This window comes from Terriglobus roseus, from assembly GCF_900105625.1.
Classification (GTDB): domain Bacteria; phylum Acidobacteriota; class Terriglobia; order Terriglobales; family Acidobacteriaceae; genus Terriglobus; species Terriglobus roseus_B.
In genome coordinates, this window is the sequence record NZ_FNSD01000001.1 from 2236568 (window position 1) to 2251384 (window position 14817).

Annotated in this window: 10 protein-coding genes; 4 read left to right on the forward strand and 6 right to left on the reverse strand. The window is 58.9% G+C overall.

Translation table 11 applies throughout. The features are described from left to right. Positions 1-277 precede the first annotated feature (277 nt). Positions 278-2149: a 30S ribosomal protein S1 gene (locus tag BLW03_RS09235; protein ID WP_083350429.1), complete on the forward strand. Its 1872-nt coding sequence runs from the start codon at positions 278-280 to the stop codon at positions 2147-2149. A gap of 213 nt (positions 2150-2362) precedes the next feature. On the opposite strand, the gene BLW03_RS09240 is transcribed toward BLW03_RS09235, so the two are convergent. The 4 genes from BLW03_RS09240 to BLW03_RS20435 all read right to left on the reverse strand — a co-directional run bounded on the left by BLW03_RS09240 (position 2363) and on the right by BLW03_RS20435 (position 5420). Further along, positions 2363-3265 carry a hypothetical protein gene (locus BLW03_RS09240; protein ID WP_083350430.1) on the reverse strand — a complete coding sequence of 301 codons (903 nt, stop codon included), beginning with the start codon at positions 3263-3265 and terminating at the stop codon, positions 2363-2365. Positions 3266-3377: 112 nt separating this feature from the next. Next, entirely contained in the window at positions 3378-3551 is a 174-nt protein-coding gene (locus tag BLW03_RS20620; RefSeq protein WP_170835003.1) for a hypothetical protein, read from the reverse strand. Positions 3552-3948: 397 nt separating this feature from the next. Then, positions 3949-4566, reverse strand: coding sequence for an HNH endonuclease (locus BLW03_RS09250; RefSeq protein WP_083350431.1), 618 nt, complete (start codon positions 4564-4566; stop codon positions 3949-3951). 98 nt (positions 4567-4664) lie between these two features. Then, entirely contained in the window at positions 4665-5420 is a 756-nt protein-coding gene (locus BLW03_RS20435; RefSeq protein ID WP_170835004.1) for a ComF family protein, read from the reverse strand. Between the two features lie 560 nt (positions 5421-5980). Between BLW03_RS20435 and egtB the strand changes: the two genes are divergently transcribed. Together egtB and egtD are read left to right on the forward strand one after the other, a co-directional pair. Then, positions 5981-7348, forward strand: coding sequence for an ergothioneine biosynthesis protein EgtB (egtB, locus tag BLW03_RS09260; protein WP_074653560.1), 1368 nt, complete (start codon positions 5981-5983; stop codon positions 7346-7348). Next, on the forward strand, positions 7345-8367 hold the full coding sequence (gene egtD / locus BLW03_RS09265) for an L-histidine N(alpha)-methyltransferase (RefSeq protein ID WP_083350432.1): 1023 nt from the start codon (positions 7345-7347) through the stop codon (positions 8365-8367). Before egtB ends, egtD begins: the two co-directional genes overlap by 4 nt. A gap of 65 nt (positions 8368-8432) precedes the next feature. Here egtD and BLW03_RS09270 read toward each other — a convergent pair whose 3' ends face one another. Then, positions 8433-8873: a hypothetical protein gene (locus BLW03_RS09270; protein ID WP_139285159.1), complete on the reverse strand. Its 441-nt coding sequence runs from the start codon at positions 8871-8873 to the stop codon at positions 8433-8435. A gap of 142 nt (positions 8874-9015) precedes the next feature. Here BLW03_RS09270 and BLW03_RS09275 point away from each other — a divergent pair, with 142 nt between their 5' ends. Then, positions 9016-11370, forward strand: a complete 2355-nt coding sequence (locus tag BLW03_RS09275) for a GH92 family glycosyl hydrolase (RefSeq protein WP_074653562.1) — start codon at positions 9016-9018, stop codon at positions 11368-11370. A 56-nt stretch (positions 11371-11426) separates the two neighbouring features. Here the strand turns inward: BLW03_RS09275 and BLW03_RS09280 are convergent, their stop codons facing one another. After that, on the reverse strand, positions 11427-14762 hold the full coding sequence (locus BLW03_RS09280) for a TonB-dependent receptor (protein WP_074653564.1): 3336 nt from the start codon (positions 14760-14762) through the stop codon (positions 11427-11429). Positions 14763-14817: the final 55 nt, after the last annotated feature.

Genomic DNA, 14817 nt, shown 5'->3' on the forward strand with positions numbered 1-14817 from the left:
AGTCCTATACTCTAGTTGAGCTCTGGCGCCTTTGAGATTTGCGCGGGCTACTCCTGACATTTCGCATCTGTGTTTCGTCTACGGCTTTCATGCCGTACGTCTTCACGTCGAAACCGTTGCTGAGCCGGAAGTGGGCCTTCTGAATCCCCGAAGGACGTCAAGGCGTCAAACGCTTAGACCCGCCAACCACGGGTCCCAAGCAAAAATTGCTAGCGACCCAAACCATCGCTAAATCCCGCTTACTGAGAGCAAATCCCTGAGCACTGAACTGGAAACCATGCCGACCGAAACTTCCACCACCAACCCTGACACCCTCCACGAGGCCAACGGCCCTGTGACCGAGACGGTGGCTAACCCCGCTATGGGCGCCAACCACCTCGTCACACCCGCGCCTGAGACCGTTTCCGCCGCAGCCGATGGCCCTGATGACATCGACTACGACGCCGCCGACTTCGCTGCAGCGCTCGAGAACTTCGACCGCGAGCAGGCTGAAGACAAGGCTGCCGCCTCTGCCGCTATGGAAGAGGACAAGGTCATCACCGGTACTGTCGTGAAGATCACCGACAAGTATGTGGTGGTCGACATCGGCCTGAAGAGCGAAGGTCTCATCCCGAAGGAGCAGGTGCTCGACCACACCGGTGAGCCGAAGCTCGCAGTGGGCGATGCTGTGGAAGTGGTCGTCGAGCGTGAGGATCACGAAGGCGGCTACCTGGTTTCGTACGAGAAGGCTCAGCGTCATCGCCTTTGGGACCAGCTGGAGAAGGCTGCTGCAGACAAGACGCCCGTTACCGGCACCGTCCTGTCGCGCGTCAAGGGTGGTCTGACGGTTGATATCGGCGTCAAGGCGTTCCTCCCCGGCTCGCAGGTAGAGATTCGCCCCGTCCGCAACCTGGACACGTATCTGGGCACGCAGCTGGACGTTCGCGTCATCAAGCTGAACAAGAAGCGCGGCAACGTCGTCATCTCCCGCAAGGAAATCCTTGAGGAAGAGCAGAACGCACGCAAGTCCGTGACGCTTGAGACCCTGGAAGAGGGTGCTGTCCTGACCGGTGTCGTCAAGAACCTGACCGACTACGGCGCATTCGTTGAGCTGGGCGGCCTCGATGGCCTGCTCCACATCACCGACATGAGCTGGGGCCGCCTGACCCATCCGCGTGACCTGGTACAGGTTGGCGATGAGATCCAGGTCAAGGTTCTGAAGTTCGACAAGGATAAGCACCGCGTTTCGCTTGGCTTCAAGCAGCTGACGCCTGACCCGTGGCTGGACGCGATCGAGCGCTACCCCATCGGTGCGCAGGTCAAGGGCCGCGTTCTCTCCGTTACCGACTACGGCGCATTCGTTGAGCTGGAGCAGGGCATCGAAGGCCTGGTCCACGTCTCGGAGATGACCTGGTCCAAGCGGATGAAGCACCCGTCGAAGATGGTCAAGCCCGGCGATGAAGTCGACACCATCATCCTCGCAGTGAACCCGAACGATCGCCGCATCTCGCTTGGCATGAAGCAGCTGCAGGACAATCCATGGGAGCAGCTGGAGAACAAGTACCCCATCGGCGCAACGGTCGAAGGCCGCGTACGCAACCTGACCGACTTCGGTGCATTCATCGAGATCGAAGACGGTATCGATGGCCTGGTACACGTGTCGAACCTGAGCTGGACCAAGCGCATCAAGCATCCTTCGGAGGTCCTGAAGAAGGGCGAGAAGGTCAAGGCTGTCGTCCTCGGCGTTGAGCCGGAGAATCGCCGCCTGTCGCTTGGCGTCAAGCAGCTGGAGCCCGACGTCTGGGATACGTTCTTCGCGCAGCACCGCGTGGGTGATGTGGTGAAGGGCAAGGTCCTTCGTACGGCACAGTTCGGCGCATTCGTTGAGATCGCCGAGGGTGTTGAGGGTCTCTGCCACGTCTCTGAGGCTGTTGATCAGACCGGCAAGCAGTCCGCACTGGAAGTGGGTTCGGAACACGAGTTCAAGATCGTGAAGATGAGCCCCGAAGAGAAGAAGGTCGGCCTGAGCCTCCGCGGTGTTGGTGAAGAAGCCAGCCGTGAAGAGGTGGAGAGCTACAAGACGCCTTCCAACCAGTCTTCATCCTCCTCCTCGTCCTCCAGCACCACGCTGGGCGACCTGCTGAACTGGAAGCGCAGCGAACGCGAGTAATACTCGCTCCGCAGCAAGAAGTGAAAGGGCCACCCATCGCGGGTGGCCCTTTCTTCGTCTTCGATATCATCCATGTTCGAGCTGTGTGGCCAGCAGTTAACCCACTTTCGGCACCGCCAGCAATGTCAGGCCAGCTCCCTACCGCTCGCATGCTCCCTTCGCCACGCTCTCACGTCTCGTGAGCTATCCGTGCGCCCATAGCATCGTTGCGCCTTACTTCTCCAGGCGATCGGGCTTGGGCGCCTCAGTGGGTTCACCCAGCGCGTTCATTTTGGCAGATGCGCGGTGGAAGACTTCGATTTCAGCCGCGGCAAACGCCTCTGGCGGAATGCCGCCAATGGCAACATAGCCAGGATCCTGTCCGAGCAGCTCGGATATTTGGTTCCAGCGATGGAATGGTGACGTGGTGGGCAGCAGGATGAACTTTCGCTGCGGCTCTGGCACGGCGAAGTAGTAGATCCAGATCAACTCCACGACGCAGTTGGTCGCGGTATGGATAAGACCGTAGGTGCTGTACAGTACGCGTGGCTGCAGGAAGTAATTCGACTGCAGGGTGTTGATCAAGGAAAGCACAAACAGACCAATGCCCGTGCCGAAGATGCGACTACGAACCGACAGCCCCATCGGCTGGATCGCAATCCCGACGAAGAGCACCAGGCTGACCGTAATGATGCCACTGGCATGCTGCAACTGGCTGATCAGCGACTGGAAGAGCTCGTAGAAGTCCTTGCTCGGCTGCACACCCGCCTGCAGGGCGAGGACGACCGAGATGGCTGCCGCCCATAGGTACACGATGCGGCCCAGGCTCTGCAGGCCCTTCAAGGGACGCATGGCATTGTGGAGGATGCTGTAGGTCAGCGCAATTGCAGCCACTGCCTCGAACGCGAAGAGCGTCCAGTACATGAAGTAGAAGGTCGCATAGGCGTGTTGCGCACTGAAGTAGCGGAAGCGCTTCAGCAGTAGCAAAGCGAAATACGGCGGGGCCTGCCAGAGAGAGAGCACAAGCACCGGCCAATACGTCCCTACGGCCTTGGCTCGGATCAATAGGGCGAGCGTTAGCAGACCCAGCACAATCTCGATCCAACTCAGGCCCAGGTATAGCGTTGCGCTCGACACGGTCTTCGCTGCTCCTCCTAGACGGAGCATACTCAAGCCCGTACGGAACAGCAACGGAACAGGGCCGACCCGTGTGGGTCGGCCCTGCAATCAAAGAGAGAGTCGCGAAATCCTACTGGTAGATACCGCAGCCGTTGGGGTCGTTCGCGGGGCAGGTGGGAACCGGGATGGCGGCGGGCTGCGGCGTGGTCTTCTTGACCTGAGCCTGAGCGACGGGAGCGGAGACGGTGTACACGGAACCAACCAGCGCAAACAGGGCGACCGAAGTAAATACGAGTTTCTTCATAGTAAGGAAATCCTCCAGAAAACTTAGCGCTGGAATGGCCAGGCAGGACTTACACTAAGTCGCTCTTGAAGGAAGGTCCACTACTTAGACAGGTATGTCAGATCGTACAACGAGAAAGATTACTGAAGTCATCGAGTTGCTGTGCAGAACCGTCCAAAGCTTGCTCGTGAAGCAAGCTTTTGACGCAAAGCTCCTGTTTACCCATGGAATAGCAATGCGAGCCCCAATCAGCAACAGCGCCCCCGAGAACTGGCGGGCGCTGTTCATGTTAGTGACCATGCGCCCACTGTCAATCCAGAATATGTGGGATAGTGAAATTCAGAAGTACCCCCTGCTCATCGTTCCCTGTGAAGAAATACGAGTGGCAACGCGGAATGGATGACACAAAGTAAGTCAATTACGCTTCAAAGTAGAGATACTTTCGCCAGGTGGCATCCCCAGATCCCAGCATCCGCATGATGTGTCGCGACGTATGCAGGGAGAACGGCCGGGGCTCGCGAGCCAGCCGCATGTCCTGTAGTTCATGCAACAGTTGATTGCCCTTGCGGCGATTGCAGTCGTGGCAGCAGGCCACCAGGTTCTCCCACGTCGACAGGCCGCCACGCGACCTCGGCAGTACATGGTCGAGGGTCAAATCGCCCGTGGTCAGGATGCAGCCGCAGTATTGGCAGGTATTGCGATCGCGTAGAAGGATGTTCTTGCGCGACAGTGCGCGCGTCTGGTGCGGGATCCGGCGATACTCCAGCAGCCGGATCACCGATGGCATGGGCATGCGCACACGTGCAGCATGCAGCATGTTGTCCTGCTCTTCCTCCGTGCGAGCGACCCCTTTCAACACCAGCACCAGGGCGCGCCGGGCGCCACAGATATTGATCGGTTCATACGAAGCGTTCAGGACCAGCACCGGGGTCTGCAGCGGCGTGGCGCCGCGACGGGGTCTGTGATCTTCCCCGGGCGGGGTCTGCGCGTGGCACTTAACGAGTGACTTCTGTTTGCGGGCTTTGGCGGAATGCATCGATCACGGCTCCTGGCGGATGTTTCGATCTCGTTCTGTCTGGCCTTGCTGTTCTGTCGTTCGGTCTCGCTTGATTTGGGGACTGCATCTGAGTCGTGTCAGAAAGGCTTGGGCAGGTTCATCTGCGGGCCTGCGCGCGCCGCGATCTCTGGCGGAGGTTGCCAGCGCACAGCAATGTCGCGGCCTGCGCGTGCAAGCGTTGCCACCCGGACACTTTGGGCGCCTGCCTTCAATAGCACGCGCGTACATTCCGCAGCGGTGGCTCCCGTGGTGTAGACGTCGTCGACCAGCAAAATGTCCTGTCCGTTGACATCGCCGCGAACGGCGAAGGCTCCGCGAACATTCTCGCGGCGCTGGGCGGGTGTAAGCGAAAACTGACTGTCCGTCTTTCGAGACCGGACAAGGATGCCCTGGGCCAGTCGCAGCCGCCATCCCGGCGCCGTAAGGTGCACGCGCTTCAAGGCGCTCTGCGCCAGCAGGACGCTCTGGTTATAGCGGCGCTTCCCGCGGAAGAGTGGCACCGGAACGACCGTCATCGCTTCCGGCGCATCTACGCGCAACGAGAGGATCGCCTCCGCCAGCAGAAACCCAAGCGGGCGAGCCAGCGCGGGGACACCTTCAAACTTCATCAGGCGGATGGCGGGGCGCAGATCGTCATAGAGGCCGAAGGCGACGGCACGCGTAAATTTTGGCGGCTGTGTCTTGCAAGCAGCACAGAGAGACGTTGCCGACCGGGACAGATCGGCCGCCGCCACTGACTCAAACCCAAGCGGCTCGCAGCACAGGCTACAGACCCCGGAAAGAACGCTGGCGGCAAACCAGTCCGTGCAGTGATCGCATACGGGATAGTCCACCGCACGATTCAATGAGGCATGGCAAAGACGGCAATTGCCCGGCGCCAGGAGCGAGATGATGCTGTTTACAAAGTGCTGCGGAAGTGAAAAGAGCGGGTGACGCGATTCCGGGGCGCAGGAAGATCTCAGTCCTGCCGCGACCGCGCCGGATTCGGCAACTGCCCAACTCGCCGTAGGGAAGACGCACCTCACTCGGCTCCATCCGTGCGTTCCGGCTGCGGGAGCAATTGCGTCCAGCGCCGTGAAAAAGATGGATTGCCCGCAGTATATGCCCCCGCGTGTAGCGACGAAAGCACCATTCGCAGAATCGCCGCTGGTTCTACTTTTGCTCCTATGAAGCGTCGTGCGTTTGTCGGTGACGAGACCCATCTCCCGCCGTATGCTCTTTTTCACGGTGGCGGACGAACATCGCCGCGTATCGTGTTTTTCGGGTCAACAAGCGACAGGGTCATCGGTCCCAATCGGCATCAGCGTGCATCCAATTGCCCTGCGTGCCCTTGGCATGTCCCAACTTCTTCTCGCCCTCAAACGCTGAGGGCCCAGCGTGAAAGGCTCCCAGCATGGCAACCATGGCCCTTAGCCCCGCCACAAGTTCTGTCGTCGACAGCGCCGGTTCCGTGGCAAACGCGCTGCTCGTTCGATACCGAGCGGCCCGCGCCGCCACCGCGCACTGTTGTGCGCCGCTATCCGCGGAAGACCAGATGGTGCAATCCTGCGCCGAGGCCAGCCCCACCAAGTGGCACCAGGCACACACCAGTTGGTTCTTCGAAACCTTCGTCTTAACCCCTCTTCTGCCTGGCTACCGCCCCTTCCACCCCGATTTTCATTGGCTCTTCAACAGCTACTACAAGTCTCTCGGGAACGAGATTCCTGAGAAAAAGCTGCGCGCCTCCTTTTCTCGGCCGTCGCTGGAGCAGATCCTGGCCTTCCGGGCGCATGTGGATCACCATGTGGATCAGCTGCTGCAACGTCCAGACGTCCCTGAAGATGCTCTCCGTCGCATCGTGCTCGGCATTCAGCACGAGCAGCAGCACCTGGAACTCCTGCTGACCGACATCAAACACGCCTTCTTCACCAACCCGCTACATCCTGTCTATCGCGAGAACGCTTCCCTGCCCACGCGTCTGCCGCAACCAGGACAATGGGTGGAGTTCGATGGAGGTCTGCAGCAGATCGGCTATCCACTGGACGCGGCGAACCCTCTCGACTTCTCCTTCGACAACGAGACACCACGGCACACGGTCTACCTTCAGCCCTATGCCCTGGAGAACCGGACCGTCACCTGCGCGGAGTATTTCGACTTCATGAACGACAACGGTTACAACCGCGCCGAACTGTGGCTCAGTGAGGGCTGGGACACCGTCGAATCCGAACGTTGGGACGCACCGCTGTACTGGCAACGGTCCCCCGCGGAACCGAGCGGCTGGCGCATTTTCACACTCGGCGGATGGCGCCCCCTGAGCGAGATGCTTCACACTCCGGTGTGCCACGTCAGCCTGTTCGAAGCGGACGCCTACGCACGCTGGCGCGGTTGTCGACTTCCCACAGAAGCGGAATGGGAGTACGCTGCCGCCTCTTCGCCCGCAGATAACGGGAGTCTTCTGGAAGACAGCACTCTGCATCCGCAGGCATCGACATCCCGCGATCTGACGCAGATGCTGGGCGGCTGTTGGGAGTGGACCTCGTCCGCATATACCGGCTACCCCGGCTATGCACCGCTGCCGGGCGCTTTGGGTGAGTACAACGGCAAGTTCATGAGCAGCCAGATCATCCTCCGCGGCGGCTCCGCCCTTACCCCCGAAAGCCATATCCGCGCGGCATACCGAAACTTCTTTTCGCCAGCCACGCGCTGGCAGATCTCCGGCATCCGGCTGGCCCGCGCCTTTGCGGCCGAGCAGCCCACAGCATCGAACGGATCGGCACAGTGAGCACATCGTCTACCGCACCTGAAGTGATTGCATTACCCGCTGCAACGCCCGTAAATGAAGCCGTAGCACAAGCCGTCCTGGACGGCCTGTCGTCCACGCCGAAGTGGCTGCCTGCGTGGTTGTTCTATGACGCCCAGGGCTCGCGTCTGTTTGAGCGCATCACCCTGCTGCCGGAGTACTACCTCACACGCACCGAGCGCGCCATCTTCACCGGCTACTCCGACGGCATTATCGCGGCAGCGATTGACGCTTACGCCGCAGCAGGCGGCAAAGGTACAGGCAAGTTGCGTTTGCTGGAACTCGGCGCTGGATCGGCGGCAAAGACAGGAGTCCTGCTGGATGCGGCCGTCCGCTCCCAGGGCTCCACGGAGTATCTGCCGATCGACGTCTCCGAAACCGCGATGGAAGAGGCCTGCGAGTCCATCGCGCGCTCGTCAAGCGGCGTCGTGGTGCAGCCGCAGGTGGCGAACTATGTCACCGACACACTCAGCATTCCACCGCACGACGGCCCGACGCTGGCGCTCTATATCGGCAGCAGCATCGGCAATTTCGCACCGGATGAGGCCATCGCCATCCTGCAAAACTTGCGCGCGCAACTGCGCCCGGGCGACACCTTGCTGCTCGGCACAGATCTTGTCAAGGACTCGAGCAAACTCATCGCGGCGTATAACGATCACGATGGCGTCACCGAGGCCTTTAATATCAACATTCTGCGACGTATCAATCGTGACCTGCGCGCGAACTTTGATCTTGCGGCGTTCACCCACCAGGCTATCTGGAACGCAGAACAGTCGCGCATGGAAATGCATCTGCAAAGCACCAAGGTGCAGATGGTCCGCATCGGCGCCCTGCGCACCTCGTTCAACTTCGAAGCTGGTGAGACGATCCACACGGAAAACAGCTACAAGTTCACGCAGGAAGCAATCCGCAACCTCTTCTCCGACTCCGGCTTCCGGATCGCTCACCAGTGGACCGACGAAGATGGCTATTTCGCCGTGACCGTCGCGTCTGTTTCATAGTCCGGACCTGAACAACAAAAGGCCGCCAGTGACCACTGGCGGCCTTCCTTTTGTTCGGAATGCGTTTAGCGGTTCGTTAGCCCGGCAACGATGTCCATGACATCAGCGACGATCCGCGTGGTCGGATTGTAGGCAACGACGTAGCCGTCATAGTAACCGTACTGGTAGCCCGGCGGCGGCGCTGCCATGCCGTTCCAATAGGAGCGTGGCACAGGGCGAATTGCATAATTCCGCGGAATCACGTAACCCGGTGTAAAGTTCGGCCGGCGCTTGTTGTTCTGCCAGCGCCTCGCATCGCTGCCATAGTGCTGAGCGAACTGATTGCGATTGTTCTGATCGAAGTGGAAGTCAGGGCGCCCCTGCTGTCCGCGCGGCCCGCCTTGGCCACGGTTGTCGTCATGACGAACTTGGCCCGGAGGTGGCATACCATGCCCCGGCTGCGCGACAGCGGTGGCGGCAGATGCCATCATAGCTGCGGCAAGGGTGAAGGATACGATACGGTGCAAGGTCTTTCCTGTGTGCATGTGTCTTCTCCCTCGTGTGTGATGCGAACGCACTCACAATGACTGCTTGAACACATACTTTCGCGATAAGTCGCTTCTCTACGCAGGATGACGTCCACCGCTTCACAGCGTTACCCTGAAGGCGATGAACATCACAAAGTCCTATCACCGTGTCTGGCTGTGTTGCTTGGCTCTGGCAGCTTGCGTATTTCTTACTCCCGCAAACGCACAGGCGCCGGTCGCTCAAACTCTTGTCTCCGATGTTGATCCGTTCATTGGTACAGGTCCGGAGGGACATACCTTTCCCGGCGCAACGGTTCCCTTTGGCATGGTGCAGTTATCGCCCGATACGCAGATACGCCCTTTTAAGCAGAGCTATAAGTGGGCCGCAGGCTACCGGTATGAAGACACGACAATCCTCGGCTTTTCACACACGCATTTTTCCGGCGCAGGTCACAGCGATCTGGGTGACGTGCTGCTACAACCGATCAGCGGTGATGTCCGCCTGGAGCCAGGTGATATTGACAAGCCTGAGTCGGGCTATCGCTCGAAATTCTCCCATACCTCTGAGAAGGCCTCACCCGGCTACTATGCCGTCACTCTGGAAGATTACGGCATCCGTGCTGAGCTCACCGCATCGGCCCGCGTTGGTGTTCACCGATACAAATATCCAGCCGGTAAGTCAGAGCATGTGTTACTCGACCTACGATCGTCGATTTATAACTACCCTGGAAAAGTGCTGTGGTCACGCGTCCGTGTGCGCGCCGATGGCACCATCACCGGCGTGCGCGAGACACGCGGTTGGGCACCAGGTCGGCAGCAGTACTTTGCCATGCGCTTTTCGCAACCCATGGCATCGCACGAGCTCTATGACCGCGAGCCACTCCCTGTTGAATACAAGGGCTTCAAGACGCCGGGCAGCACACCACAGGACACGCAGAGTATCGAGGGCCGCGGCCTTATCGGTGTCTTCGACTTTGCCTCCTCTTCGGAACCGCTAGTTGTGAAAGTAGCGTTGTCCTCCGTGAGCGAAGACAATGCCATCGCCAATATGACCGCCGAAGTTCCCGCCTTCGATTTCGAGTCGGTGCACGCGGCCGCTGCAGCGCAATGGCAAAACGCTCTCAGCGTCATAGAGATCACTGCCCCCGAGCCCGTGCGTAAGAGCTTGTACACCGCGATGTATCACGCACTGCTGGCTCCATCGCTCAGCATGGATGTCGATGGCAGCTACCGCGGACCGGACAATCAGGTCCATAAGGCCAACGGGTTTCACTACGTCAGCAGTCTCTCACTCTGGGATACCTATCGCGCAGAGCAGCCTCTGATGACGCTGCTGCAACCACCCGATCGCACCAGCGATCTCGTAAATTCGCTCATTGCGTCGCAGCAGGAGAGCCCCTTCGGAATTCTTCCGGTGTGGCAGTTCCAGGGCATCGAAACATGGTGCATGATCGGCTATCACGCAGTACCGATCATCGCCGATGCTTACCTGAAAGGCATCAAGGGATTCGACGAAAAAGCAGCCCTCAACGCCATGGTTGCAAGTGCAAACTACGCGCCCTACGGCAACCTGGGCACTTACATGAAGCAGGGCTACGTGCCCGTCGACAACGATGGCGAGGCTGCATCGAAGACTGTGGAATATGCCTTCGACGACTGGACCATTGCACGTACCGCGGCGGCGATGCATCGCAAGGACGTCGCCTCAACGTTTTACAAGCGCGCGGGATATTGGCGAAACAACTTCAACACCGCAGACGGTTTCGTAGAACCGCGCCTGGTGAACGGCGACTATCGTAAACCCTTCGATCCCACCAAGGCGGGCGCGAACAGCGGCTTTACCGAAGGCAATGCATGGCAGTACTCCTGGTACCAGCCGCAGGATGAGCAGGGACTTATCGGCCTGCTCGGCGGACCAGATAGGTTAGTTGCAAAACTAGACGAGATGTTCGATCAGAAGGTTGATCCCGCGAAGTATGCGGATGTGGAAGATATCTCCGGCATGATCGGCCAGTACATTCACGGCAATGAACCGAGTCACCACCTGCCGTATCTCTACATGTACGCTGGACAACCCTGGCGCACACAGGCGCGGTTGAAGCAGATCATCGATACACAATACAAGCCGGCACCCGATGGTCTGGTGGGCAACGATGACCTGGGACAGATGTCCGCATGGTTTGTCTTTACATCGCTTGGCTTCTATCCGGTTGCACCTGGATCGAATCAGTATGTACTCGGACGTCCTTTTGTGGATCGCGCCGTGCTGCACTTACCCAATGGCAAGACACTCACGATTGTCGCGGACAGACTGACCGAGACGAATGCCTTCGTGCAATCCGTCACGCTGAATGGAAAAGCTCTGGATCGTAGCTTCGTCACCCACCAAGAACTCATGAGCGGTGGCGAGCTCCGCTTCGTGATGAGTCCGAAAGATAAAGCAGCCTGGTCCCTGCATGCGCAGCAGCCTCCCTACTCGATGAGCACAGCGAAATAAAGCGGGGCGCGACTGTTACGTGTCGCGCCCTTTTGGATCGACTACAGACGTTGCAGTTAGAAGATGATCTTCAAACCAAACTGCACGATGCGAGGATCCAGCGTCGACGTGATCGTGCCACCCGTAAGAGTGGTGCCGCTACCAGCCACGCCGCCTGCTGTTGCGAAGTTGGTATGGTTCAGGATGTTGTAAAGCTCACCGCGGAACTCCATGTTCAGGCGTTCGATTGGTGTGTTGAAGCGCTTGTTGAACGCCATGTTCAGGTAGTTAATGGCTGGGCTACGACCTGCGTTGCGTGCCAGGCTGCCAAATGGATTCGCTGTCGAAATAGATAGTGGCGACCCGCTCGTTGGTGTGTAAGCTCCAACATTCAGATATTGCAGCGCTGTGCCGGTAGAGCGTTTCTTGTCCAACGTGTAGAGCGGGCTGGTACCGACGCGATTGGGACGATAGATATTGCCGCCACGATAGCTTGGTACGCTGCTGGCCGTGACTTGGATCGCGGCCACCGGAGTATCCGTGATGTTGAACTGGTAGCCGCTTGCAGCGGAGTTGATGGCCGATACCTGCCACTGCCCCAGCACGGCATTCACGATGCCGCCGGTGTTCAGGAAGCGCTTGCCCCGGCCGAATGGCAGGTCATACACAAGGCTGGTCGTGTTGTAAATCGGCTGGTTGTAGTCGCTGTTGCCGTAGTCTCCGCGCAGATTCCGCAGGTCCTGCGGTGCTGGGGTTGCACTCTCAAGCGATGCGCCTGCGTTGTCCAGGGCGTGGCCGTAGGTGAAGCTATTCAATAGAGTCAGGCCAGCCACCATCTGCTGCTCATACTTCACCTGCAAAGAGTCATAGTGCGAATAGGCCTCACGGATCGGGTAGGTAATATCGCCGTACGCAGGCAGGGGACGAACAAAGTTATTACTTGGATCTTTCTGGTTGTAGTTCGCGAGCTGCAGCAGCTTCACACCGTGGTTCCCAACGTACGCAATATCCAGAAGTGTGTTCTTCGCCAGCTGTCGTTGCACGCTCAGGTAGTAGCTCTCCACGTAGCTGTCGCGGTAGCGCTTGCCATCGATATAGCTGGGGTTGGCCGTGACCGGATTGAAGGTGAGCGTGTTGGACGGGAAGCCCGCGTCGAAGCGGACATAGCCTGCTGCACTGCCACCGGCCTGCGGCGCCACCTGAGAGGCATTGGTGAAGAGCGCATTGGGTGGGTTGATGGCGAGCACGTTCCCGCTGCCAGCCCGGTCATAGTGAGCAAAACTGATGCCGAAGGCGCCCCGCACGCTGGTGTTCCCGTCCGGCGAGTAGGCAAAACCGAAGCGCGGCGCAAAGTTATTTTTGTCCGGGCTGAAGCCATACTTGTTGCTGTCGGTCGCAGGGACAAACGCGCTGATGGAACCAGTGGTCGCACCGGTTGAGGTGGGATCGAAATTTGTCAGGCGCTTCTGCCCATCGCTGTACGGCGAAACATACTCGTAACGAAGGCCGGCATTGATGGTAAGTTGCGGCGTGACCTTCCAGTCATCCTGCACATAACCAAAATTCGCCACTGTACGCAGCTGCGCTACGAAGTAGCTGGAGAGCGAATAAATACTGGATGCGCCGAAGAGGAAGTCTGCGACATAGTTATCACTGGTGGCTGTCTCCGTTGTCTTGCCACCGACATACTGGCGCGAGAAGCCACCGCCGAAGGTGTACCCACCATAGAGCGGGTTGGTATCCTGCACATCCATCCACACCTTCTGGAATTCATAGCCGAACTTCAACGAATGCTTGCCGCGGATCCATGAATAGTTCACCTTCGGGTTGAAGATGGCCGGGTTCTGGAACTGCGGATTGGTCGTCTGGCGGCCCAACGCGCTGAAGCCAGTGATGCCGATACCGGGGATGCCACCGGCAACCGCAGGGTCCGTCGGCAGTCCCGCAAAGGTGAAACCTGGGTTTGTACCAATGGACGTCGAAAACTTACCCGCCTTGGTTTTGGAGATACCGACACGCACATCCAGCAGCTGGTTTGCACCAACCACGCGCGTGTAGCCAACGGCTAGCTGCTGATCGAGAATGCGCTGGTACCCGTTCGAATTGCCATCGAGCGGCAGACCAAAGATCGGATAGTCGATTGCATTGGTCTTCAACTGCGACGCGCGCACGAACATGGAATTCCGAGGATTGAAGGTCCAGTCCAGCCGCAGATCCCCCTTGTCTCCCTTATTGGTGGAACGCTGCAGCGTGGTGAAGTTGGAAGCGGCTGCAGTCCCCGGTCCAAGCTGCGCAATGAAACCCGCGATCTGGCGCGCGATGGGCGAAACGTTTGGGGAGCTGAAGATAGAAGTTCCTGCCGCATACGCTGTGCCGGTATACGGGTCGTACACGGTCTTGGAGAAGACGCCACCAAGTTGGTTAGGCGTAGGCAGCGTGGCGCTGGCAACCTGCTTACGAACCTGGCGCAACCCCTCATAGTCCAGAAAGAAGAACGCATGGTCGCGAACGATGCGGCCGCCGATGTTGCCACCGAACTGGTTGCGGTTGAACTGCGGCTTCTTCCCACCGGGAGGGTTGAAGAAGCCGACGGCGTTCAGATCAGTGTTGCGAATGAACTCGTAGACGCGGCCATGGAAGGTGTTCGTTCCCTGTGCAGATGCGACGTTAATGGTCGCACCCGCGCCGCGTCCGTATTCTGCACCCGCATTATTCGTGACCACCTGGAACGCTGCAACGGAGTCAGGAATGGTCGGAATGATCTCATTGCTGAAGCCCTGGTTACTTTCGCCATAGGCGTTATTGTCCATGCCATCCAGAAGATAGTTGTTAAACATGGATCGCTGACCGTTCACATTGAACGAACCTTCACGGACCAGGCCGGTATTGCTGGTGGTCTGCACCCCGTTCGCGGTGGCACGCACGCCCGGTGCAAGGCCGACCAGGTCGCTGAAGTTACGGCTCACCAGCGGCAGGCTTACAGTCTGTCGCTGAGTTACAGTTTCACCACGCTGGCTCGTGTCGGTTTCCACCCCCAGCGCAACATCACTGACTTCGACGCTTGTGGCAGCAGATCCAATGTTAAGGGTCATGTCAACGCGCTGACGGGATGACACCAGGATGGTGATGTTTGTAGCCGTGGCGGCCGCGAAGCCTTCCTTCTCTACCTTTACGTCGTACTGACCCACACGCAATGCGGGCACTTCGAAGTTTCCCTGATCATCGCTCTGGCGCTTGCTCGACACGCCGGTGGCTCGGTTTGTGACGGTCACCGTGGCATCGGCAATGGCAGCTCCGCTGCTGTCACGTGCGGTGCCCACAACGCTGCCGTTCTCATACTGTCCGAGCATGGCGGCAGGCGCGGACAGACACACGGCCGCCACAAACAAAGGGGTCAAACGAAAAGTTCGCATGGGCCGAAACTAGGTTGGTTGTGTCAACGGCAAGCGAACAGAGTGTGAAAGACCT

Bases quoted from the DNA above. Each gene is read 5' to 3' on its own strand.
- BLW03_RS09235 (WP_083350429.1), top strand. From the start codon at position 278: ATGCCGACCGAAACTTCCACCACCAACCCTGACACCCTCCACGAGGCC.
- BLW03_RS20620 (WP_170835003.1), bottom strand. From the start codon at position 3,551: ATGAAGAAACTCGTATTTACTTCGGTCGCCCTGTTTGCGCTGGTTGGT.
- BLW03_RS09250 (WP_083350431.1), bottom strand. From the start codon at position 4,566: ATGCATTCCGCCAAAGCCCGCAAACAGAAGTCACTCGTTAAGTGCCAC.
- egtB (WP_074653560.1), top strand. From the start codon at position 5,981: ATGGCAACCATGGCCCTTAGCCCCGCCACAAGTTCTGTCGTCGACAGC.
- BLW03_RS09275 (WP_074653562.1), top strand. From the start codon at position 9,016: ATGAACATCACAAAGTCCTATCACCGTGTCTGGCTGTGTTGCTTGGCT.
- BLW03_RS09280 (WP_074653564.1), bottom strand. From the start codon at position 14,762: ATGCGAACTTTTCGTTTGACCCCTTTGTTTGTGGCGGCCGTGTGTCTG.